A 22,852-nucleotide genomic window follows, 5' to 3' on the forward strand; every position below is an offset into this window, starting at 1 on the left:
GCCAGGGGTTTCGTGGTTCCATCCGGACTGGGCAAAGGAGGAGCCAATGGAGGATAATGCAGCCGCGCAAACGGGCACCGAAGCGGAGCCTGCGGCACTCCTTGCCGCCCGGATGGAGGCCGGGCTCGTGGGGCATGGTGCGCTGGTTGAGCGATTGATGATCGCGCTTCTGACCGGCGGTCACATCCTGATCGAAGGTGCTCCGGGCCTCGGCAAGACCCGATCCGTCCGGCGGCTCGCCGATGGTGTCGAGGGCAGCTTCGCGCGTATCCAGTGTACGCCCGATCTCATGCCGTCCGACATCACCGGCACGCAGGTGTATCGGCAAGACAGCGGCGAGATGGCTTTTATGCCCGGCCCCGTTTTTCGCAATCTCGTTCTGGTGGACGAAATCAACCGGGCGCCGCCCAAGGTTCAGTCGGCGCTGCTTGAGGCGATGGGAGAGGGCCAGGTCACAGCAGGCGGGCAGACCCGGATCCTGCCGGAGCCATTCATGGTCGTGGCCACGCAGAACCCGCTTGAGCAGGAAGGCACATTCCCCTTGCCGGAAGCGCAGCTCGACCGCTTCCTGATGCATGTCCTGCTGGATCTGCCCGACGTGGATACCGAAATGCAAATCCTCGACCTGGTCGAGACGGAATTGCGAATTCATGAGAGCCCTGAAGGACCTGCACTGGATCATGCCGCCCTTGCAGAGATGAAAGAGCAAGTTCTGCAGGTTCATGTCTCGCCTGCGTTGAAGACATACATCGTGGCGCTGGTTATGGCGACGCGACAGCAAACACCTGAGATCGATGCGACGGACCGCATCGGCCACGCGGTCAGTCCGCGCGGGACGCTTGCCTTGGCGGCGACGGCGCGGACGCGGGCGTGGTTGCGTGGACGCGCCTATGTGGTGCCCGAGGATGTGGCGGCTTTGGCCCCCGACGTGCTCTGCCACCGCATGGCACCGACATGGCGTGCACAGGCTGCGGGCGATACAGCGCGGAAGATCCTTGCCGACATCCTCTCTGCGGTGAAACCGTTGTGAGCTTGCCAAAGGCATCCGGGGCTGAAGTGTCGCTCGACCGTCTTATCGCCCTCGGCAGCTTTGCCGCGGCAAAAGGCGTGACCGGACGGTCCCACGGGACGGCGGGCGGCCTCTCTGGTCCGCGTCGCGGCGAGGGAGGCGATCTTTTCGACCTGCGTCCCTACCAGCAGGGTGACGATGTGTGCAGGATCGACCCCGCTGCAACGGCCCGCAGCGGCCGGCCGCAGGTGCGCAGCCGTCACGAGGAGGTAGAGGAGACGATGCTGCTTGTCGCGGACTTTCGCAGCTCCATGCTCTGGGGCACCCGCGGTCGGCTACGGTCCGTCGCAGCAGCCGAGGCCTTGGCGCTGGACGGATGGTGCGCGGTTCTGGCCGGTGCCCGCGTCGGTGTACTCATACTTGGCGACAGCGACGTTGACTACGTGGCCCCACGCTCGCGCGAGACGGCGATGTTGCGCGTGGCAAGTGCCCTTGCGCGGGCCCATGTCCTGGCGCTGGACGCTCGGGGGACGGTTCCTGCCACCCTTGCGACCCTGCTTGGTGGCATTTCTGCGCGCGCGGCACCTGGAACGGTGGTGCGTCTGGCGACCGGGCTTGATGATCCCGGTGCCGATTTTGGTCCCGCTGCGGCGGCGCTGATGCGAAAATGTCAGCTTGGCGTGCTGTTGGTGCAAGACGCTGTCGAGATTGAACCGCCCAGGGGCATCTTTGCAGCACAACTCGGTCGCCGCATTGCCCGAGGCCGATTTGGCGCGTCCGGCTCGGCGGAATTCCTCGAAAATCACGGAATCCCCGCCCGGATCGTGCGCGCGCCACAGCCGATAGACGAGCAGGCCGCATGACCCCCGAAGAGCTTGTCGCTGGTCTTGCCGATGTACGGGTGCCCGAGAGCTTCGCCCGGTTCGGAGTACAGGATGCGCTGGCGGCCTGTGCGCTTGGGCTTCTGGCAGGCTTGCTGATCTCGGCGCTGCTGAAGCTGGTCACAGGGCGTCGAACCACCTCATTGGAGAAGACCCGCAAGGCGATCGCCGCACTGGCCCTGCGGGATCGCCAGCTCCGGTTGACAGGCCTGGCGGCACTTCTTCGCCGAAATGGCGGTAGGGCACCCGAAGGATTGCAAAAAGCGCTCTACGATCCACAGGCATCCTTCGATCCCGCAAAGCTGGAGTCTGCCGTGCTGGCAGCGGCCAAACGGGGACCGAAACGATGAGTCTTGCCACGCCTTGGGCATTGTTGCTGCTGCCTTTGCCATTCCTCCTGCTTCGCCTTTTGCCTGCGCAGCAGAACAGAGGCGCGGCCCTGGCGTTACCACCCGCGATCGGGGAGGTGTTTCACGCAACCGATGCCAAGCCCACGCGGCGACATGCCCGGTCAATCGTGCTTTTTCTGGCATGGGCCACGCTCGTCGTGGCAATTGCTGGCCCCCGCGCGGAACGCATTCTTGACGTCGTGCCCGCCTCGGGCCGCGATATCATCCTCGTGCTGGACCTCTCGGGCTCGATGGAACGCGAGGATTTCGATCTCGACGGCGAACAGGTGTCACGGCTGGTCGCCGTCCAAAGCGTCGGCTCGCACTTTGTCCGGGGCCGGACGGGGGATCGGGTCGGGCTGGTCGTCTTCGGAGACCGGGCTTATGTGGCCGCCGCCCTGACGCACGACGTCTCGGCGGTCGCACGGGTCATCGAAACGGCGCAGATTGGCGTGTCGGGCAAGTCCACGGCCATCGCGGACGGTCTTGGGCTGGCGATGCGGCGCCTGAGCGAGCGTCAGGCAAAGAGCCGCGTTATCGTGCTCTTGTCAGACGGGCAGGACACCAGTGGGGCCGTTGACCCCGTCGCCGCTGCATTGAAGGCCGATACAATGGGCATGCGAATCTACACCATTGCGCTTGGCCCGGACGGTCTCGAAACTGCACCGCGCTCGCGGGATGCGGTGGACAGCGAAGTTCTGCGCCAGATTGCGGGCGCCGCAGACGGTGAGGCGTTCCGCGTGCGCACAACAGAAGACCTTGCCGTGGTGACCGATGCCATCGACCTGCTTGAGCCAAGCCTCGCCGACGCGCCGCCGATCCGTGCCTGGCAGGAGTATTGGCCCTGGCTCGCAGGGGCCTCCTTCGCTCTGCTTGCTGCCGCGCTCATCCTGCAGGCGCGTGAGACGGCATGATGGCCGACTGGGGCATCGAATGGCTTCGCCCGCTATGGCTGATCGGTGCCCCCCTGGCGCTGCTCGCAGGCGTGCTGGTCACAATCATGGCAAGTGGCCTCGCCCGGTGGCACAGGATAATCGACCCGGATCTGATGATCGCACTGACCAGGCTTGGCCACGTGACGGGGGGGCGCCGCGACCACGGACCTTGGTTGCTGGGCTTTTCTGGCGCGCTCATCGCCTTGGGACTTGCCGGACCCGCTCAGCGTGATCCCGATGCGCCCGCGTTGCGCAATCTGGATACGGTGATGGTCCTTATGGATTTGTCCCCCTCCGTTGTCGAAGGCGGTGGCCTCGACGATGCACAGGCCGCCGTGTCGCGCCTGATCGATCGGCATGGGATGCGGCCCTTGGCCCTTGGCGTCTATTCCGCCGAGAGCTTCCTCGTCAGCGTCCCAACCGAGGATCCCGCCGCCCTGCAAACGGTCATCGCTGTCGTGGACGAGCAGACGATGCCCGTCGGCGGAAGCAAGCCCGACCGCGCGCTGGACCTGGCAAGCCAGACGCTGGAGGACTCGGCAGCCGTCCGGCCCGACGTCGTGCTCGTTTCCGACGGGGGCGGCACGGGACCGGAGGCGCAGGACCGTGCCCGGCAGATGGCGGCCAAAGGGATGCGCGTCTCGGCGATATTCGTTGCACCCGATGGGCCGCCCTACGGCATGCCTGCACCCAACCGCGACGGGCTGCTGGCCGTGACCGACGCTGGCGGTGGGATTACTGTCGATGCCACGAACATCGGGAGGCTGGAGGCCGTCCTTTCGGAACGAAACGGTGACGCGAAATCGGATCCCGAGCAGCGGAGCCTGCGTTTCATTGACCGGGGTCGGTGGTTCCTGCTTGCCGCTCTGCTGCCACTCGGGTTCATGTTCCGACGGAGACGGACAACGTGACCCGCTTTTCGATGTCCATTCTCGCCGCCGCTCTATGCTGCGCCGCGGCGGCTGGCCCCGAGGCATGGGCCAAACTGGTTTGGCACGCCGGTTTCCCGGAACTCGCACTGCCCTTGATCGACGAGTCCGGGGCGCGGGGGGCCGCGCTCTACCAATCCGGACGCTTTGCCGATGCCGATGCGGCCTTCGCCGAAATGGGCCGCGCCGCCACGTACAATCGGGGGCTGAGCTTGGCTGCGACGGGAAAGTACAGCCTTTCGGTCGCCTATTTCGATGCCGTTCTGTTCGCAAACCGCTATGACGCCGATGCGCGGCACAATCGTGATCTTGTCGCGGGCATGGTCGATCCGGTGATTGGTGAGTCACGGGGCCACGGACGCATCGAAACAATTCTATCGGGGGACGGCATCGAGACCGCTCCGTTCGACCCGAACGATCCGTCACAGCCGATTCAGGAGGAACAGCGCAACCCGGTCCGGGCCAGCCTCAACCGACCGGTCACGGGCGAGCGATCCGCGGCGGCAGATGCAAAATGGCTCGATTCCCTGTCGGACGCACCCGGAGAGTACCTGACCGGCCGCCTCGCCGCAGAGATGGAGCGTCGGCGGAAAGAAGGCACAGCGCATCGTGAAGAGGCCAGCCGATGGTGAGATTGCTGACCATTCTCCTGCTGCTGGCCAGCCCGCTTGCCGCACAGGACCGCGACACACTGAACCTCGAACTTGTTCTCGATGAGCGTGATGCCACGCCGCTGGTGGGCGAGATGGTTCTTGGGACAATTCGAGGCATCTATCGGGAAACCATCGCCAACGAGGACCTCAAACTGCGGGACATGACCGATTTCGACTGGGCTCGCCTTGGCCAGGACGACTGGAGCAAACAGCGCATTGACGGCCGCACGACTCTGGTTTTCGAGCGGCGCATCGCTTTTTTCCCAAAACGCTCCGGGACGCTTGAAATCCTGCCTATCGCCCATGAGCTCGAGATCCAGGGCGCGAGTGGACAACGAGAGATCGTGCTCGTCAGATCGGCACCGGTGCGCATTGAGGTGGGCGAAAAGCCGGCAGGCGCCGGTGATGCCTGGTTGCCGGTGCGCGCGCTGGAAATCTCGGAAACATGGAGTGCGGACGCGGCGCGACTTGAGGACGGTCAAAGCGTGACGCGCCGTGTCGTGCTGCGCGCGCTTGGGGCCACGCCAGAAATGATGCCGGAACAACCGCCGTTGAGAGAACCCTGGCTGATCACCTTCACGCCGCCCGCGGAACGCGATTTCCAGGTCACGAAACACGGTCCGGTCACGACTCTTGTCTGGTCGTGGAGCCTTCGGCCAATCACCGGCGAGCCGGGGGTCATACCCGAAGTCTCCATTCCCTATTTCGACACGGAAGAACGGATGCCTCGCAGCGTCACGATGCCCGCTGTCCCAATAGGTTACGCGAGCTTTGAGGACAACGCCTCATCCGGCTGGCGCAAGGATCCCGGCATCGGTTGGGGCCATCTCGGCATCCTGACTGGGATCGCCCTGCTGGTTGTGGCGCTTGCGATGCGGGGTCGCTTGGGACCTGCATCGGTGCTCCTGCAGTTGCGCATGCAGGTCCACCAGCGCCAGGAGCTGAAGCGCTTGAAGCGCTATGCCGAAAGCGGCGACGCGGCGCGCTTCCGCATGCTCGCACAGCGTCTATTGCAACCATTTGGGCCAACGCAGGAACCTCACCAAAGTGTTCGGCAAGTCGACAAGGAGCTCTTTGGCGGCGACCAGCGCGCGGGCACAGCTGACCTGCGATCAATCTTCCGCGACGTGCGCCACACCATCCTGTCAAGGAACAATGGCTCCTGAACAAGGGTGTGAGATAAGTGGGTCTGACCTGCCCCCTGCGGGTCGCTCACTCATAACGAGAGTCTGCAGGTTGGATCTGGGTATTCCGGTTCCCCGTCTGGGGCAAGCGCGCCGGGCGCGGATCCGTCAAATTGCTCAAGCGCCCAGCGCGCTTGCAGCGGGGGCTGGTTGTCCAGGGACGAGTGCGGCCTGACGGTGTTGTAGACGTAGCGCCAGAGGGCCAGCTTGCGCCGTGCGTCGTCCAAGCTGTCGAAGATCTCTTCGTTCACCAGTTTGTCCCGGAGGCTGCCGTTGAAACTTTCGAGGACGGCCTTCTGCCGGGGCTTGCCAGGATCGACATAGTGCCACGGCACGGTGTTCTCGTCCGCCCGTTTCAAGATGGCCCGACTGGTGAACTCGGTCTCGTTATCGCTGACAATGCCGCCGGGCTTGCCATAGATCCGGGTCAGGGCGCTGCGCTCGCGAGCCACTCGTGCCCCTGACAGACTGGTATCGACAACCATGCAAAGGCATTCCCGCGCGCAGTCGTCGATCACTGCCAGAATCCGGAACTTCCGAGACGCACCGAAGCTTTCGGAAACGAAGTCCGAGGACCAGCGCGCGTTGGGTTGTCCAGCGGTCGGCACCGGCCCACTTGTCCCACGCACCCGTCTTCAACCACGTCGCTTCACGGACAGACCTTCCTCGCGTTAGATGCGATACAGCTTCTTGTGGTTCATGATCATGCCCTTGCGTTCCAGCAGCACGCCGATCCGGCGGTAGCCGAACCGACGACGCTTTCCAGCGATCTCCCGCATCTCCTTGCGGATCTCGGTACTGTCCCCTCTCGCACATGCTTTGCATGTGCTGCCGAGCAGCGGGACGGGCGTTAACGCCGGACTGCAGGCCCGGCGTTGCGAGATGTCATGATCCCGCATCACCCGGAGCGCCGCCTCTCGCCGCTTCGTCAATGTCGTCAGCTCTTTCCCAGCAGGTCTTTCAGCACGAGGTTGTCCAGCATGGTATCGGCCAGCAGGCGCTTGAGCTTGGCAGTCTCATCTACGATGGGCCTTCAACCTCGCGGCCTAGGACACGTCCATCCCGCCATACTTGGACTTCAGCTTGTAGAACGTCGCGGTGCTCAGGCCGTGCCTGCAGCACACACCCGCTGGAGTGCAACCTGTCCCCCAAAGGGACCGAGATCTGCTATCGCTTCCCGAGTGTCCAAGGCTCGGCGCCGCACACGTCCACGAAGACGCGATAGACGGATGTGGTGGCGGTAATGAACATCCTGTGCCCATCGCGCCCTCCGAAACACAGATTCGAAACGACCTGAGGAACCAGGATCTTGCCCAGCCGAGTGCCCTCGCTATCAAAACAATGTACACCGTCTGCTGCCGACGACCACAGGTTGCCCATGACATCGCAGCGCATCCCATCCGGCAGGCCATCGTCGATCTCGGCAAAGATGCCGGTGTCGCGCAGGTCACCGCCTTCGACGGCAAAACGGCGAATGACCGAAGGCACCTTGTCGTCGTGGCTCGATCCGCTTTCGGCGATGTAGAGCGTCTTTTCGTCGGGCGAAAAGCACAGGCCGTTCGGTTGGCTGAAATCGGTGACGACGGCGCTCAGCTCGCCGCCAGGCGACAGGCGGAATACGTTGCGGCCGGATTGTTCGGGATCACTGCGATAGCCCTCGAAATTCGAAATGATGCCGTAGGTCGGATCGGTGAACCAGACAGCCCCGTCCGAACTGACGACAACATCATTGGGCGAATTGAGCCGTTTGCCGTCAAACCTGTCGGCGAGAACGGTCAGTGACCCGTCGATCTCGGTCCGGACCACGTCGCGCATGCCATGACGGCAGCCTACCAACCGCCCCTGGCGATCCCGCGTGTTGCCGTTGTTGAATCCGGACCCGGAGCGGAAAACTGACACGCCGTCTTGCTCGGACCATCGCATGATCCGCTGGCTCGGGATATCCGAGAACAGCAGGCAGTCGTGATCCCCGAACCAGACCGGCCCTTCGGTCCAGGTGAAACCCTCTGCGATCACCTCCAGCTGCGACATGGGATGGATCAGCGCGGCGAACCGGTCATCATGGATTTCCAGGTGCGGCGGCAGTGTAATCATGTCCGGGCCCTCCTTGAGCTGGCGGCGATGACGATCGCGATGATGATGGTCCCGGTCAGCACGTTGCGCACGCCCGCCCCTGCCCCGTAGCTGTTCAGCATCGAGACCACGAGGAACATGAACAACGCGGCGCCCCAGACGCCCGGCACGTTGGAGTTGCCCCCGGCGATGGAACTGCCGCCGATCACGACGACGGCAATGGACATCAGCAGGTACTCCTGCCCCATGTTCAGCGCCGCCCCGCCCGAAAAGCTGGCCAGCAGGTAACCCGCCAACGACGCGAACACGGCGACGGAGATGTAGGTGGACGCGCGCACCAGTTCGACCGGCACGCCCGCCAGCCGCGCCACGCGCAGGTTTTGCCCCGTCGCCAGCAGCCACCGCCCCCAGACCGAGCGTTCCAGCACAACCCAGACAAGGATGGCCAGGGCCAGGCCGACCCAGGCCACGTTGGGCAGGCCCAGGAAACGTCCGGTGGCAAAATCGGCCAGCCCAGCAGGCGGTTTGATCCGCAGGCCCCGGTTCGACCAGATCGCCAGCGATTGGTAGATCAGCGAGGCCGCCAGCGTCGCGATGATCGGCGGCAGACGCAACAGGAAGATCAGCGCGTAATTTGCCACCCCCGTGCCGAAACCGACCGCCAGCGCGATGACGAGGCCGAGAAAGGCTGTGCCGGGATCGCTGCCCATCGCCTTCAGCGCCAGGGTGGCGGCCAGGGTCATGGTGGCCGGGATCGACAGGTCGACGTTGCCGGGTCCCAGGGTGATCACCAGCATCTGCCCCAGCCCGACGATGGCCGCGAAGGCGCCGAAGGACAGTGCGGCGTACCCCAGCTCTCCGGCGCCGCGCCCCGAGGTGAGGCCGAGGGTCAGCGAGAACGCCGCCGCCGCAGCCAGCCAGGACCAGAGCCAGGGCCTGCTCAGAACGCTCATGCCTCACTCCCCTTCTGGCGAAAGATCAGCCGGGCGGTCAGCACGAGAATCAGGATCGCGCCTTGTGCGCCGATCTGCCAGTCCGGCGAGAGGCGCATGAAGGACAGAAAACTCGCCGCCAGTGTCAGGGTGAAGGCACCAATCACCGCGCCGGTCGGGCTGACTTTGCCGCCGGTGAACTCGCCGCCGCCCAGGATCACGCCCGCGATGGACAAAAGCGTGTAGCGCAGCGCGATGTTGGCGTCAGCCGAGGTGGCAAGACCCACCAGCGCCATGCCCGCAAGCACGCCAAAAAGCCCTGCCAGCCCGTAGGCTAACGCCTTGAGCCGGATCACCGACCAGCCCGCCCGCGCGACCGAGCGCGCGTTGCCGCCCACGCCGCGCAGCACCGTCCCGATGCCAGAGCGCATGATCAGCAGATGGGTGACGGCGGCGATGATCACCGCGGCGACGACGGCCATCGGCGCAAACGGCGGCTTGACCGTCATCAGCGTGCGCAGCCAGCCGGGCGCGGCACCGCCGGGCGAAGGCAGGATGAACAGCGCGATCCCACCCCAGACAAAGGACATGCCCAGCGTCACCACGATGGCGGGCAGCTCTAGCGCGTGGATCACCGCCCCCAGCACAGCGTAGGACAGGACCAGGGCCAGCAGGATCAGCAGCCCCAGCATCGGCGCATCGTTCAGGAAGGTCGCCGTGACACAGGCCGCAAGGCTGACGAAGGCGCCCAGAGACAGGTCGATGTCGTTGACCATGATGATCATCATCTGCGCGATGGTTGCCAGCGCGATCGGCACCGCGAGGTTGAACAGCAGGTTCAACCCGAAATAGCTCATCGCACGCGGTTGCATGTAGAACGTCGCGGCCAGCAATACGGCAAGCGAGACCACTGGAAGAATGATCCGGTGGCGGGCAAGGAAAGTCATGACGCCTCCTGCATCTCGAAGGAGGCTTCGAGGATCTTCTCTTCGGTGATTTCCGCGCCGGTCAGTTCGGCGCTGATCTCGTGGTTGCGGAAGACGAAGACTCTGTCGCACTGGCAGACCTCTTCGGTTTCGGTCGAGTACCACAGGAAGGTGCGCCCGCGGGCGGCCTCGGCGCGAATCATGGCATAGACGTCCTGCTTGGTGCCCACGTCCACGCCGCGCATCGGGTCATCCATGATGACCACCGGTGCCGATGAAGCCAATGCACGGGCAAAGAGCACTTTCTGCTGGTTGCCGCCCGACAGCGACAGGATCGGGTTTGCGACGTCTTCGGTGCGGATGCCGATGCGGGTCTTCCAGTCCTGCGCCACCCTGGCCTCGCCCTCACGGTCCACCAGTCCATGCCGCGCCCCCTGCGGCAGGATCGAGACCGAGATATTGCGCAGGATCGACCAGAGCGGCAAGACCCCATCGCGTTGCCGGTCGCCGGCGACAAAGACCACCTCGGGTGCTTTACCCGCCCGCCACGCTGACGAGCGCGACAGGTAAAGCCGCGCCAGCGCCGCCGCCTGCCCGTGACCGGCCAGGCCCGACAGGCCCACGATCTCGCCCTTGCGGGCGATCAGGCCCTGGTCGGTGCGCACGACCTCCGTCCCGAAATCACGCGCTGTCCCGGTCGCGTCCGCCGTGTCGGCTGTGACGTGGCCCATGGCATCCACCAGACCCTGACGGGTGAAGTCTTCGGCCGGGCGCTCGGCCACGACCTTGCCGTCTTTCAGCACGACGATGCGGGTGGCGACCTGGAACACCTCGCCCATCATGTGCGAAATGAAGATCACCGCACCGCCCGAGGCGCAAAAGCGTTTGACATGGACCAGCAACTGATCGGCGATGCCCGCGTCCAGCGACGAGGTCGGCTCGTCCAGGATGACCAGCCGCGCCTCGGTGCCGCGCGGGGCGAACCCGATGGCGATCTCGACCATCTGACGCTCCGCGATGGACAGCGTGTCGACCTCCGCATTCGGGTCGATGCCGTGACCGGGGAAGATCGTGTCGAGGCTGGTCCCGATCTCGGCCCGGGCCGGCCGGCGCCAGTTCGGCCCCTTCAGCGCGCTGTGAGAGATGCGCAAGTTTTCGGCCACCGTCAGGTTGGGGCAGAGCGACAGTTCCTGAAAGACCGACCGCACGCCCGCGTCCAGCGCGCTGCCGCCGGTGGCGAATTCGATTGTGCCGGACGAAGGCGCCAGGCCGCCGTTTACCAGGTTCACCAGCGTCGACTTGCCAGCACCGTTGTGGCCGACCAGCCCGACGCAATCGCCCGGGACGACGGACAGGGTCACCCCGTCGAGCGCGCGAACGGGCCCGAAATGCCGGGCCGCGTCCGTCAGCGACACGAGGGGCGCTCTCTCATGTTCGGTCATGAGCGCTCCATTGATGCGATGAGGGTCGGCGGGCCGCCGCCTGGGCGACCCGCCGGTGGGGATCACAGGATCACTTGGCGTCGGAGATGACCTTCTGGGCGTCCTCCAGCGAGTAGGTCACGTTGGCGACAGACCCTTCGGGCGTGGTGGCCAGGGCATCGTCAAGGTTGTCCGGCGTGATCTTCAGGAAGGGAACGGTCAGATCCTTCGGCACCTCTTCGCCGGCGAGGATCTGCTGTGCAACCCAGAGCGCCAGCGACGCCACGCCCGGCGCGATCGACAGCGACAGCGTCTCGTATCCGGTAGCATCGCGTTGATCGGCCCACCATTGCAGCTCGTCCTGACGGTTGCCCAGAACGATCAGCGGCGTGTCGCGACCCGCGGCCTTGAAGGCCTGCGCCGCCCCGTAGCCATCGCCCCCCTGCGTCACAACGCCGACCACATCGGGCAGAGACGGCAGGATCCCCGCAACAGCCTTTTGCGAGACATCCTGGGCCCAGTCGCCGTGAACCGACCCGACGATCTTGAACTGATCGTGTACCTTGACACCCTCGTGGATGCCCTTGCTGATCTCGTCATCGACAAACACCCCGGCGAGGCCGCGAATTTCAAGCAGGTTGCCACCATCGGGCAGGCGCGAGGCGAGGTAGTCCACTTCTTCCCGGCCCATCGCCGCGAAATCCACCGCGATCCGCCAGGCACAGGGCTCGGTCACGATCCCGTCAAAGCTGACGACGATCACGCCGGCATCGCAGGCTTCCTTGACGGCCCCGTTCAGGGCGGTGGGCGACGCGGCATTCAGCACGATGGCGTCATAGCCCTGCAGGATCAGGTTCTGGATTTGCGCGGCCTGCTCCGTGGGCTGGTTCTCAGAGGTGGTATAGGCGTCCGCGGCGGCGACAATGCCATCGGCCACTGCCTTCGCGCCGATTTCCTGCCATGTCTGCAGCATCGCCTGCCGCCAGGAATTGCCGGCATAGTTGTTGGACAGCGCGATGCGCTTGTCGGCGGTTTCGGACATGTGGGACTCGGCCTGGGCCAGTCCCGCAGCAAGCGCGAGGCCCGCCGCACTCAGCAGCATCTTCGAAAGTGTCATGTTTCTCCTCCCTGTCGCACAGTGGTCCTGCGCTGTATGCCGGCCTGGAAAGGGCACGGATGGCGTGATGATGCGATCCGAAACGACACCTGTAAAGGTATCCTCCAGCAAAGCTTTTGCGGGTTCCCGCAAATATTTTGCGGCTCACGGTGTTCCTTTCTCCGGATTTCCCTGTAACGCTTGCGGGGACGTGCATCGCGCGACCGGAGGAGACGATGACCAACGCCTTGCAGGCGCCAGACAAGGGTGGCGTCTTCCTGCGCATTTCGGCGCATCTGGCAGAGCGGACCGATATTGCCTCGGCGCTCGAGGCGGTGGCCAACGAGATCGCGGAGGTCATTCCCTTTACGCACGCTGACCTGTGCCTGAATGATCGTCCCGGCTGGCTGTCGAGTTACGAGGTCGGCATCCAGACGCGGTGGTCGCGGGCGCGCACGCGGGTCGATGTCTCGCCGATCCGGGACCTGATCAACGGGCATTGCGATTTCATGCTGTGCGAGGATGCCATGCAGGATCCGCGCCAGACCTTCGAGGGGTCATGCTCGGAACCTATCTTCAACCACGCGCTGCGCTCGCGCGTGCATGTCCTGATGAAGGTCATGGGCCAGCCGATCGGGACGCTGAACATTTCGCATTCCACGCCCGGCATCTACAACGGCGAGACGGTGCAGCGCGCCCAGCATGTGGCCGATGTACTGTCTCCCTATTTCCACGCCTTGCACACAGCGGAACTGGCACAACGGGCGGCGCAGGTCGGGCAAGAGGCCAAGGCGCGGGAAGAGGGTCTGCGCCGCGGTGCACTGGACCTGACGCAGACGCTTGAACGGGAACGCCAGCGCATCGGGATGGACCTGCACGACCAGACCCTTGCCGATCTGACCCGACTGTTGCGGGAAGTCACCGGAGACGCGCCACCCGGCCGGGATCACCTGGCGAGCCGGATCTCGGAAACGATCGGGGATCTGCGTCGGATCATCGACACGGCTGTCCCCAGCCTGCTGGAGCTTTTCGGGTTCCTGCATGCGGTGCAAGTGCATCTCGAACGCGCGGTCGGCTCCACGCCCGTCGAGGTCGAGGTGATAGACGAGACGGATGGCGCGCCGGACCGGCTGAACCCGACTGTGCGGACCGCCCTCTTCCGCATCGCGCAAGAAGCCATCAACAACGCCGCGCGCCATTCCGGGGCCCGCCGCATCGAGGTAAGGATAGCGCCGATGGCCCGGTCCGGCCTTGCCATGACAGTGCGCGACGACGGCTGCGGCATTCCGGCGGAGGTGCGGCGCAATTCCGGCCTTGCCCACATGCGGACGCGGGCGCGGCTGATCTCGGCCGAGCTTGATGTCCTGAACGACAACGGCTGTGCGCTTCGGGTCATGCTGGGTGATCGGTCATGAAGGTGCTCATCGTCGAGGACGACCAGTTTCACGCGACCTATCTTCACGAGGCCTTGGCCGAGGCCCTGCCCGAGGTGACCGAGATCTTTCATGTCGCCGATGGCGCGGCCGGTGAACAAGAGGCCCGGCAGGGGGAAATCGAGGCCATCGTGATGGACCTGCAGATGGAACACCGCAACGGCATCGAGGCGGCGCGCACGATCTGGGCCGAACGGCCGCAGAGCCGCATCCTGTTCTGGTCCAACTACGCCGACGACGCCTATCTGCGCGGGATCGCCCAGGTCGTGCCCGAGGAGAGCGCCTATGGCTATGTCCTCAAGACGGCGTCGCGCGACCGTCTCAAGCTGGCGCTGCGCGCCGTGCTGGTCGAAGCACAGATTATCGTGGATCGCGAAATCCACCGTCTTCAGAAACGCGGGACCGCTCCGCGCTCCCGGCTCGACGACAGCGAGTTCGACGTCTTGATCGATCTGGCGCTGGGGCTGCAGGACAAGTCGATCGCGGAACGGCGCGGCATGTCGCTCCGGACAGTCCAGAATCGCCTTTTGTCGCTTTATGACAAGCTGGGAGTATCTTCGGACCTCGATGAGCACCTGACACTGAACAAGCGTGTGCGTGCGCTGAACCGCGCTCTGGCAACGCGCACCATCAACATCGAGACACTCGAAGCCGCGCAAAGGGATCTTAAAACCTGGTTGGCCAGACGCCGTTGATACGGCTTGGCAGAGACGCCGATCCTTCAGGGGCGCCAGACAATCCCGGCCCGGGTACTGTCAGAGCAATCAGCTCGAGCCGCCCCCGAGTAGCGCCATGTTCTGCAGCGCCGCCGCTATGATCCCGATCCAGCCCCCGCTATCGTAGGCAAGCAGCAGGCCCTCGTCCTCGCCCCACGCCCCCGCCAGCTGGTCCGGGGTAGCAGGCGCAGCGCCGAGTTGTGGGTGTCGTGATTCCGGGACTGCGGCGCGCCGATGCGCTGGACTGTTGCCCGTCAAGGCCCCCACTCCACACGGGCTTCGTTTCCGAGATGATCGGACAGATCCGGGCAGGCCGGGTCCGGCTGCGGCTCGTCGGGATTGGCTCGGTCAGCGCGATCGGTGCCGGTGACAAGCTTCAGCCCGCTGGGTTTGGGTTTGCGCATCTCTCACCCCCGCTGCGACTTCTGGAATGTGGAAGATTTGGCCCCCATGCCGGTCCCTGTCCGCCCCCAGAGATAAACCCACCCCGGGGTCATTTGCACTTTACGCCGCCCGGCAAGCCATTGCTATCTTGTCACTTTCCGGAAGTAAGCGCCATATGCGGACAAGCTGACAGGCACGGCGGGTTGCGGCGCCCAAGGTTCAACGGGCACGGCCACTCATTTCCTTCGGAAGATTGCTCATCGTTTCCCTTCTGAAGGGGCTGCGTTAGGTTGGGCGCAGCAAAGGACAGCATTGAGCGATGGCCAGACCTCTCGAACGGAAAGATTATTCCTACCGTCAAGACCCTGACGTACCAGGCTTCGACGACTCTGGCCCCGTGGCCGTGATGGACGGGAATTGTGCCCTTTGCTCCTGGGGAGCGCGCACCATCGCGCGACTCGACCGTAGGGAGAGGTTTCGCATTTGTCCGGTCCAATCGGCCACGGGAACTGCGCTCGCGACGCATTACGGCCTCGAACCTGACGACCCGGAGACCTGGCTCTTGGTCCAGGACGGGCAGGCCTGGTCCGGCATGGAAGCGATCATCCGGATTGGGGAGACATTGGGCGGCCCGGCGCGGATCTCGTCGGTGATGCGCATCTTTCCAATACCGCTCAGGGAATGGCTGTACCGCCGGATTGCACGGAACCGGTATCGCCTCGGTCGCACTGACATGTGCGCCATTCCGGACAAGCGCCTGCGGCGCAGGCTGATTTCCTGACCCTGGGCCGCAGTTCTTTGTAAACAATCACAAATTACGGCCCCGAGAGATCGTCGGCGGAGACGTATCCGGTCATGTTGGGCGCTTTTGCGAGCGAGACGCGGCACCAGAGTTGGCCCAGTTCTGTCACGCTGTCGCGGCGTACCAGTTCGGTGCCGTCTGGCAAACCCAGCTTCACCTAGTAGCCAAGCGCGGGACCGTATCGCAGCTTAAGAAGGTCGTCCGGCCCGGCGCCCTGAACCACCCCACCGGCCCACCCGTCACGCTGCAACCGGCGACAAGAATAAGTGCGCAAAAGAATTTGACGATTGTTCTGCTCATGGTTTGACCACCATCGAGTTTCTTTTCGCACCTGCTATCATGGGCCGTGCAGGAAGGTAGCGAGGGATCAAGCGATCGGGCCAGTGGCAGGGGCGCTCTGCATACGCCGCAGCAGGTTGCGCACGGTCGACACATGCCAACGCCCGCCGCGGCGGGTCCGAATGCCGCGGGCGTTCAACCGTTCCGTCAAAGCGCGCAGTGTAGTGTTGCCTTCGTTACGGATGGCCATGACCACGTCGCCCAGGTCCTCGGCGAAGGCAGCGTAACAGCAAGGCTCATGTTGCCAATGATAATGCCCAGACGTCCACGCCCCCCCCCATTATTGCGCCCAGGCTGGACGCGGTGCGGTGTGTCTTGAGATAGGTGGCGTCGTTCATCACGGTCTTCTCCTCGGGCTCCTAGGCAGCCAGCCCCACCAAGATCCGGGCGAAGACACCCTTCTCGCTCCAGCGCTTCCCGCGGTTGTAGAGCGTCTTTTGCGGACCATACGCCCGAGGCGCATCTCACCAGCGCAAGCCATTACGATTGATGAAGACTGTGCCGCTCGGAACACGCCGGTCATCGACGCGAGGCTTGCCCTGGGACTTCCTCGCGGTAGAGCCGATAGATCCGGGTGATCCCCGACGGCTCGCCCTCGCGCCGCAGCAACTCGAAGAGCCGCCGGTAGCCGAACCGCCGACGTTCGTTGGCCAGGTCTCGTAGCCTGCCGCGCAACTCCGTTTCCGGCGCGCGCTGCGTTTGGTTGCGGACCATCTTGCCATCTGCCCCGGCAATCCGGCACGCCCGCCGCTCCGAAAGCCCGAGCAGGGCTTTCAGGTGTGCGACCGCCTCGCGCTTCACGGCGGGCGTCACCACTTTTTTGAAACCAGCTCCTTCATCGCGGCCAGATCGAGCATCTGCTCGGCCAGCAGCTTCTTCAGCTTCGCGTTCTCATCCTCCAGCGTCTTCAGCCGCTTCGCCTCTGACACCGTCATGCCGCCAAACTTGGCCTTCCAGTTGTAGAAGGTCCCCTCCGACATGCCGTGCTTGCGGCAAAGGACAGCACGCTTTGCGCCTGCTTCGTGCTCGCCCGAGATGCCACTCTCGGCAGCATGCTGCGCCTGCGCCTGCCGGGCAATGGATGATCTGTTCGTCCGTGAATCTCGTTCGCTTCATTGTCCGTCCTCAAGTTGGGGCGGACTCTAATCGACGGTGGAGGAAAAATCCCGGGGCAGGTCACCGCCTATGCAGGCCATCAAAAACCGGAAAACACCAGGACCGGCCGACAGAAGGAGAGCTGAGCTCTGTGATCGAGGGCCTTCAGCCGACTTTGGAAGGTCTGGCACGCTGGGGCATTCGTCCTGAGCGCACGGTGTCACTCTTGGAGTCTTTGGATAGGTTTCTCGCGTCCGGCCCTTCCAAGAACCAAGGTTGCAACCGGTTCGGGCATCTGACGCTTCCATCCCTAGAAAAGCTGGCAGAGGCGTGGGCCCAGGAACTCGATCCCTATTGGATTGAGGCCAAGAAAGACGTCAGTCAACGCAGAGAAAAGAAAAGAGAGATCCCGGATTATCTGGGGATCGACACCATTTATGGCGAAGGAATCGAAGCCACGGTCGCGCGCATCGCGGGTGAGAGCGTCATCGCGGCGGCGCGCGCGGTGGCGAAGGAGGGCGATATCGACGGGATTCTCCCGTCCTGCAGGAACCTGCGCACGCTGGACGTGATCAAGCCGGTGGAAGAGGAACTGGGCCTTCCGGTCTTTGGCAGCAACCTCGCCCTGGCCTGGGCGATGGCACGGGCCGCCGGGCCGCAAGTCGTGCCACAGGGCGCGTTCCGGCTGTTGCAGACCATCCCCGCCTAGACCTCCCCCGCCCCTGACCTGCCTCCACCTTTCACCGGCCAGAAATGAAAACGGCCCCGCCAGATGGCGGGGCCGGTCTCGATCCTGTGGTGATCCGGACGGATCAGCCGTAGACCAGTCTTGGTAGCCAGGTGATGATCTCGGGGACCATCATGCACAGCACCAGCCCGACAATCTGCAGGAACAGGAAGGGCAGCGCCGACTTGAAGATATCGGTCATCGGGATTTCCGGCGGGGCCACTCCGCGCAGGTAGAACAGCGCATAACCGAAGGGCGGCGACAGGAATGACATCTGCATGTTCACCAGATAAAGCACGCCGAACCACAGCACCAGGTCCTCCGGGCTGTCGAGGCCGAAGGCTTGCGCGCCCAGCGCCTTGATGATCGGCACGAAGATCGGCACGCAGAGCAGCAGGATGCCGACCCAGTCCAGGAACATGCCGAGGATCACCAGCAGGATCTGCATCAGGATCAGGATGCCCCAGGGGCCAAGCCCCGTGGCCGCCAGCGCGTCCTGCACGAACTGCTGCCCGCCTTCGAGCACGTAGAGCCCGACAAAGATCGTCGCGCCGAACATGATCCAGATCACCATTGCGCTGGCTTTCAGCGTGGTGGTGCAGGCTTCGCGGACCGTGGGCCAGTCCAGTTTGCGGTGAATCGCCGCCACGATGAAGGCGCCGAAGGTGCCGATGCCCGCGGCTTCGACCGGGGTGGCGACCCCGGAGAAGATGATGCCCAGAACGACGACCACCAGCGTGATCGGCGCCGCCATCTTGCCGATGAGCTGGAGTTTCTCGACGTTGGAGACACGCTCCTCGACCGGGATCGCCGGACCCAGCGCAGGGTTGATGTAGCAGCGCACCGTCACATAGAGGATATACATCCCCGACAGCAGCAGGCCGGGAATGACCGCGCCAATGAACAACTCGCCCACCGACTGCTCGGCCACCACCGCGTAGATGATGGCCAGGATCGACGGCGGGATCAGGATGCCCAGCGTGCCGCCGGCCATGATCGACCCCATCGCGATCTTGGGGTCGTAATTGCGCTTGAGCATCGCCGGCAGCGCGATGATCCCCATCGTCACCACCGCCGCGCCGATCACGCCGACCATCGCCGCAAGGATCGTCGAGGCAATGATCGTGGCTGCCGCCAGGCCGCCCTTCACCCCGCCGAGAACCTTGTAGATCACGTCGAACATGTCGTTGATGATCCCGGCCCTCTCCAGCATGGCCGCCATGAAGATGAACAATGGAATGGCCGAAAGCTGGTAGTTGGTCATCAACGGAAAGATCCGCGACGGCACGATGTTCAGCGCCCGTTCATCGCCCAGCACGAAGAGAAAGACACAGGCCAGCCCCCCCGTCACGAAGGCCAGTGGCAGGCCCGCCATGAGCAGCGCCAGGAGGCTGCCGAACATGATGAGCGTCAGCCACTCGATTCCGATTTCGATACCCATGCCTCAGTTCCCCCGCGCGATTTCACGGATGTCTTTAGAGACCTTCGAGATGCCCTGAAGCACCAGCAAAAGCCCACCCATAACCATGACCCATTTCATCGGCCACAGCGGAACCTCCCATTCGTTGAAGCTGATCTCGCCCCAGCGGATGTTCGGATCCGTCCATTGATCCAGACCAAAGCCCGATGCCATTTCCCCAAAGGAGATCTGCCCGCGCGCCCAGTCCGAGACGACCGAATTGCCCGACGGCACCGCGATGGCATCCATTGCGAAGATCCAGGAGGTGACCAGCAGCGTGCCCGCGAAGATGAAGAAGAAGATCGAGGTCAGCAGGTCGACCCAGGCCTTTTTCGGCTTGGTCAGCGGCGCATAGAAGATGTCCACGCGGACGTGGCTTTCGGTCAGCATCGCGTAGGACCCGGCGATCAGGTATTGCATTCCGAACATCAGGTACATGGCCTCGTGCGCCCAGTTGGTGGGCGAGCCGAAGACGTAGCGTGCCAAAACCTCGTAGTAGTAGACAAAGACCGCGATCACCGCCCAGTAGGCGACGAATTCACCACAGAACAGCGACAGGCGATCGATCCAGTTCTCGGCATATTCGCTGTCATGTTTCGGCCCCTCTTCGGCCTCGGCAGCCATTAGCGCCTTTTCCGCCTCGGACAGTTCCACATGTTCAGGCAACGAGTCGTTGGCCCGCCGCACGAGACCGGGGATCAGGATGAAATCGATGACCAGGAAAGCCAGGATCGCATAAAGCGCATAGCCCGCCGCGTTGTCCCAGAAGGCCCGCGTCTTGGCGGCCTCGTCACGCAGCGGTGTGACGTCCTGCTGCGCCGCGCGCGCCTCCGCGAGGCGCTCTTCGCCCTTGGAAACGGTTTCTTGCGCGCGTGTCAGGCGACGTTCCGCGCTGCGTTTGGCAAAGCTGTCCTCTTCGGCCTCGTCGAACGTGGCTTGCAGGTCCGCCATTCCGGCGCGCGCCTCTTCGACGCGACCGACTTCGCGGTCAAGAGTGCGCTGCGCGACACGCAACTGGTTCTCGTAGCCCGACAGGACCGTGCGCGCCTCATGCGTCTGGCTGTTGGCAAAGAGGATGAACAGGAAGACCGGGATATAAAGGAACCCCAGCATGTTCTTGAGATAGAACCGGTGCAGGCCGATGATCCCGCCGGTCACGGCGATCATGTAGGCCAGCGGCAGGGTATATCGTTTCTCGGCTTTCTGGGGCCGGCGCGACAGGATCATCGCGATGATGGGAAAGACGATCAGACCCACCCAGTAGAGCCAATGCGGTAGCGTGAAGCTTAGACCGGGCATATGCGGTCCTCATGGTTTGGCATGACAAGGAAAGCGCCCGGCGCACAAGGCGCCGGGCGAACGTGACTGGTTGCGCAGACCCTCTTAGAGCTTGAGCTCAAGCCCCTGGGTCAGCGCGGGGTCAACATAGCCCAGCGATCCCGACATCATGTAGTCGAGCTGGATCTTGAAGACACGGGCGGCCTGCGGGTCACGGTTGGCGTAATCGTACCAGACGGGTACCGCGACCTCGGTCATCAGTTCGACGTCGTCCTGGGTCAGGCGCGTCACCTCTGTACCATCGGCCTCGAACTTGCCCCAGGCCTCCTGGTCGGCGGCCTGGATCGCGGCGTGGTGCATGTCGGAGTAGACGTGGGTTTCCATCTCGACGAACTGCTTCATCTGCGGCGACAGGTTGTCCCAGGCCTGCTGACCCACAGTGATGTCCATGATGTCGACCGGCTGGTAGAGCGACATGAAGCCCGGGGGGCCCATGACAATGTAATCGGTCACCTGGCTGAAGCCGAGCGCGTAGTTAACCGCCGGGCCCACATAGTCGGCCACGTCGATGGTGCCCTTTTCCAGCGCTGGGAAGATCTCCGAGCCGGGCAGAACCGTGGTTTCGGCACCGATCTGGGTGAAGATCTCGGCCACCATGCCTCCGGGCAGGCGCATCTTGCGGCCGGCGAAATCGTCGATCGAGCGGATCGGCACCTTGGAGTGGATGATGTTCGGGCCGTGATGGACGGGGCCGACAAAATGCATGCCCTGCGCCGCGTAAAGCTCGCGCGCGATGTCGATGCCGCCGAGGCCGTAGTAGAAGACGTCGAATTCATGCGGGTTGCGCAGGCCCAGCGGGATCGAGGTCAGGAATGTGGCCGCCGGGATGATGCCCTGCGCGTAGATGGTGAAGGGGTTCACCGCGTCCAGAACGCCGTTCTTGACCGCGTCATACAGCTGAAAGTCGCCCACGACGTCATTGGCACCGAAGGGTTGGAACGCCAGTTCGCCGCCGGTCTTTTCCTCGATGGTCGCGCACCAGTCCTTGAAGATCTGCAGGCCGGCGCCGCCGGGCCAGCTTGTCTGGATCTTCCAGGTTGTGCCGTTGGCCTGTGCGCCTGCGATATGCGGTGCGGCCAGCGTTGCCGCGCCCGCACCGGCCAAGGTACGCAGAGCCGCGCGCCGCGTGGTGATCTTGTGTGACATGTTTATCCTCCCGTTAATCCGGGGCGTCTGATCAAGTCGTGGCCAGCACCCCATGCGGCAACATTAGGCATGCCGCCCCAAATTGGTAATATTTTCTTTCCGGAATGGCAAAATAATCTTCAGCCGGATTTTGCACCGCCATTGACAGACCCACACCAGCGCTGCCCATCCGACCCGTGGCCGCCCCTCTGCGATAGAGCCCGCCATTAATCCAGCGACAAGACACGGGCCGTCCACGTCGGAGGGCGGCTCCGTTGGAATTGGAAGACCACATGTTCCGGAGAGGCTTCTTGCAAGCCCCTCACGGTAGTATGCCTGTGAACTTCTCTGGTGTAGCGATACGACGGTTGAACGTGCAAGGATGGTCAGAAGGCACGTATTTTTGGACGCGGTCGCAAAATGTCGGCGTGTCCACAGCGTTGGGTTAAGAGAGACTTGTTGTTCCGGCGCTTGGCACCGTCCGTGGCCCTGTTGCATAAATCGGGTGAGGGATTCATGTCGTGAATCCAGCGTGGTAGCTGGACGACATGATCAGACCCAGACCCCCAATCTACAAGACCAAGAACTGGTCGACCTATAATGAAGCGCTCAAGCGCGTCGTTTCACGACCTCGCTGACGATCTGGTTTGACCCAGAGATGATCTGGGATGTTGCGCCGACCGGCAAACGCGGCCGACAGCCAACCTACAGCGATACCGCCATCCAGACATGCCTGACGATGAAGGTTCTGTTGGCATGGCGTTGCGCCAGACGACCGGGTTCGTCGAGAGCCTGTTGCGTCTGATCGGCTTGAACTGGGCGGTGCCCGACTTCAGCACGCTTTCGCGCCGCCAGAAAACGCTGGCCGTGAACATCCCGTATCGTGGCTCCAACGGCCCATTGCACCTCCTGATGGCACTTACGTGTATCGTAGGCTCCGTCTGCGGTGACCGAGCCGATTTCCACATCAGGCGGGATCTGGCTGAGCAATTCGGGCAACATGGGC

General features: G+C 63.8%; 20 protein-coding genes and 6 pseudogenes. 12 read left to right on the forward strand and 14 right to left on the reverse strand.

Annotated features, from left to right (window positions below):
• Positions 1-46 precede the first annotated feature (46 nt).
• From KZZ07_RS18120 to KZZ07_RS18150, 7 genes are all read left to right on the forward strand, one after another.
• Entirely contained in the window at positions 47-1,030 is a 984-nt protein-coding gene (locus tag KZZ07_RS18120; protein ID WP_219516280.1) for an AAA family ATPase, read from the forward strand.
• Positions 1,027-1,872 (forward strand): DUF58 domain-containing protein, encoded by an 846-nt coding sequence (locus KZZ07_RS18125; RefSeq protein ID WP_370631198.1) that lies wholly within the window; start codon positions 1,027-1,029, stop codon positions 1,870-1,872. Before KZZ07_RS18120 ends, KZZ07_RS18125 begins: the two co-directional genes overlap by 4 nt.
• Positions 1,869-2,240, forward strand: a complete 372-nt coding sequence (locus tag KZZ07_RS18130) for a hypothetical protein (RefSeq protein WP_219516260.1) — start codon at positions 1,869-1,871, stop codon at positions 2,238-2,240. The genes KZZ07_RS18125 and KZZ07_RS18130 overlap by 4 nt, the downstream gene beginning before the upstream one ends.
• 197 nt (positions 2,241-2,437) lie before the next feature.
• Positions 2,438-3,193: a VWA domain-containing protein gene (locus KZZ07_RS18135; RefSeq protein ID WP_370631199.1), complete on the forward strand. Its 756-nt coding sequence runs from the start codon at positions 2,438-2,440 to the stop codon at positions 3,191-3,193.
• Positions 3,190-4,125: a vWA domain-containing protein gene (locus KZZ07_RS18140; protein WP_255564435.1), complete on the forward strand. Its 936-nt coding sequence runs from the start codon at positions 3,190-3,192 to the stop codon at positions 4,123-4,125. The genes KZZ07_RS18135 and KZZ07_RS18140 overlap by 4 nt, the downstream gene beginning before the upstream one ends.
• The gene (locus tag KZZ07_RS18145; RefSeq protein WP_370631200.1) at positions 4,122-4,775 is read left to right on the forward strand and encodes a hypothetical protein; all 654 of its coding nucleotides are present in this window, start codon (positions 4,122-4,124) and stop codon (positions 4,773-4,775) included. The genes KZZ07_RS18140 and KZZ07_RS18145 overlap by 4 nt, the downstream gene beginning before the upstream one ends.
• Complete coding sequence (locus KZZ07_RS18150) at positions 4,769-5,962, forward strand: hypothetical protein (RefSeq protein ID WP_219516262.1); 1,194 nt, start codon at positions 4,769-4,771, stop codon at positions 5,960-5,962. The genes KZZ07_RS18145 and KZZ07_RS18150 overlap by 7 nt, the downstream gene beginning before the upstream one ends.
• Before the next feature lie 50 nt (positions 5,963-6,012).
• On the opposite strand, the pseudogene KZZ07_RS18155 reads toward KZZ07_RS18150, so the two are convergent.
• The 6 genes and pseudogenes from KZZ07_RS18155 to KZZ07_RS18180 form a co-directional block, all read right to left on the reverse strand.
• A pseudogene (locus KZZ07_RS18155) lies at positions 6,013-7,122 on the reverse strand (IS3 family transposase); the annotation flags it as partial.
• 25 nt (positions 7,123-7,147) lie between these two features.
• On the reverse strand, positions 7,148-8,074 hold the full coding sequence (locus KZZ07_RS18160; protein WP_219516263.1) for an SMP-30/gluconolactonase/LRE family protein: 927 nt from the start codon (positions 8,072-8,074) through the stop codon (positions 7,148-7,150).
• Complete coding sequence (locus KZZ07_RS18165; protein ID WP_088671471.1) at positions 8,071-9,006, reverse strand: ABC transporter permease; 936 nt, start codon at positions 9,004-9,006, stop codon at positions 8,071-8,073. The genes KZZ07_RS18160 and KZZ07_RS18165 overlap by 4 nt, the downstream gene beginning before the upstream one ends.
• Positions 9,003-9,932, reverse strand: coding sequence for an ABC transporter permease (locus KZZ07_RS18170; protein ID WP_043145529.1), 930 nt, complete (start codon positions 9,930-9,932; stop codon positions 9,003-9,005). Before KZZ07_RS18170 ends, KZZ07_RS18165 begins: the two co-directional genes overlap by 4 nt.
• On the reverse strand, positions 9,929-11,353 hold the full coding sequence (locus KZZ07_RS18175; RefSeq protein ID WP_219516265.1) for a sugar ABC transporter ATP-binding protein: 1,425 nt from the start codon (positions 11,351-11,353) through the stop codon (positions 9,929-9,931). Before KZZ07_RS18175 ends, KZZ07_RS18170 begins: the two co-directional genes overlap by 4 nt.
• Before the next feature lie 70 nt (positions 11,354-11,423).
• Positions 11,424-12,449, reverse strand: a complete 1,026-nt coding sequence (locus KZZ07_RS18180; protein ID WP_219516266.1) for an ABC transporter substrate-binding protein — start codon at positions 12,447-12,449, stop codon at positions 11,424-11,426.
• A gap of 215 nt (positions 12,450-12,664) precedes the next feature.
• On the opposite strand from KZZ07_RS18180, the gene KZZ07_RS18185 reads away from it, so the two are divergent.
• The 3 genes from KZZ07_RS18185 to KZZ07_RS18195 all read left to right on the forward strand — a co-directional run bounded on the left by KZZ07_RS18185 (position 12,665) and on the right by KZZ07_RS18195 (position 15,742).
• Entirely contained in the window at positions 12,665-13,843 is a 1,179-nt protein-coding gene (locus KZZ07_RS18185) for a sensor histidine kinase (RefSeq protein ID WP_219516267.1), read from the forward strand.
• Positions 13,840-14,556 (forward strand): response regulator transcription factor, encoded by a 717-nt coding sequence (locus KZZ07_RS18190; protein WP_219516268.1) that lies wholly within the window; start codon positions 13,840-13,842, stop codon positions 14,554-14,556. The genes KZZ07_RS18185 and KZZ07_RS18190 overlap by 4 nt, the downstream gene beginning before the upstream one ends.
• Positions 14,557-15,367: 811 nt before the next feature.
• On the forward strand, positions 15,368-15,742 hold the full coding sequence (locus KZZ07_RS18195) for a thiol-disulfide oxidoreductase DCC family protein (protein ID WP_370631203.1): 375 nt from the start codon (positions 15,368-15,370) through the stop codon (positions 15,740-15,742).
• Positions 15,743-15,776: 34 nt separating this feature from the next.
• On the opposite strand, the gene KZZ07_RS28105 is transcribed toward KZZ07_RS18195, so the two are convergent.
• The 4 genes and pseudogenes from KZZ07_RS28105 to KZZ07_RS18215 all read right to left on the reverse strand — a co-directional run.
• Entirely contained in the window at positions 15,777-15,908 is a 132-nt protein-coding gene (locus KZZ07_RS28105; RefSeq protein WP_370631201.1) for a hypothetical protein, read from the reverse strand.
• Positions 15,909-16,130: 222 nt separating this feature from the next.
• Positions 16,131-16,310, reverse strand: a pseudogene (locus KZZ07_RS18205) (recombinase family protein); the annotation flags it as partial.
• A gap of 64 nt (positions 16,311-16,374) precedes the next feature.
• Positions 16,375-16,668, reverse strand: a pseudogene (locus KZZ07_RS18210) (transposase); the annotation flags it as partial.
• A pseudogene (locus KZZ07_RS18215) lies at positions 16,649-17,218 on the reverse strand (transposase); the annotation flags it as partial. The pseudogenes KZZ07_RS18210 and KZZ07_RS18215, both read right to left, overlap by 20 nt.
• Positions 17,219-17,348: 130 nt before the next feature.
• Here KZZ07_RS18215 and KZZ07_RS27770 point away from each other — a divergent pair.
• Complete coding sequence (locus KZZ07_RS27770; protein WP_370631202.1) at positions 17,349-17,906, forward strand: aspartate racemase/maleate isomerase family protein; 558 nt, start codon at positions 17,349-17,351, stop codon at positions 17,904-17,906.
• Positions 17,907-18,009: 103 nt separating this feature from the next.
• Here KZZ07_RS27770 and KZZ07_RS18225 read toward each other — a convergent pair whose 3' ends face one another.
• The 3 genes from KZZ07_RS18225 to dctP all read right to left on the reverse strand — a co-directional run bounded on the left by KZZ07_RS18225 (position 18,010) and on the right by dctP (position 21,867).
• Entirely contained in the window at positions 18,010-19,365 is a 1,356-nt protein-coding gene (locus tag KZZ07_RS18225) for a TRAP transporter large permease (RefSeq protein WP_219516271.1), read from the reverse strand.
• Between the two features lie 3 nt (positions 19,366-19,368).
• Positions 19,369-20,682: a TRAP transporter small permease subunit gene (locus KZZ07_RS18230; protein WP_219516272.1), complete on the reverse strand. Its 1,314-nt coding sequence runs from the start codon at positions 20,680-20,682 to the stop codon at positions 19,369-19,371.
• 84 nt (positions 20,683-20,766) lie between these two features.
• Complete coding sequence (gene dctP, locus KZZ07_RS18235) at positions 20,767-21,867, reverse strand: TRAP transporter substrate-binding protein DctP (protein ID WP_219516273.1); 1,101 nt, start codon at positions 21,865-21,867, stop codon at positions 20,767-20,769.
• 527 nt (positions 21,868-22,394) lie between these two features.
• Here dctP and KZZ07_RS28110 point away from each other — a divergent pair.
• Positions 22,395-22,776: pseudogene (locus KZZ07_RS28110) on the forward strand (transposase); the annotation flags it as partial.
• On the opposite strand, the pseudogene KZZ07_RS18245 reads toward KZZ07_RS28110, so the two are convergent.
• Positions 22,758-22,852 (reverse strand): annotated as a pseudogene (locus KZZ07_RS18245) (IS5/IS1182 family transposase); the annotation flags it as partial. The pseudogenes KZZ07_RS28110 and KZZ07_RS18245 overlap by 19 nt on opposite strands.

Origin of the sequence: Mameliella sp. CS4, assembly GCF_019392335.1 — a bacterium.
GTDB lineage: Bacteria > Pseudomonadota > Alphaproteobacteria > Rhodobacterales > Rhodobacteraceae > Antarctobacter.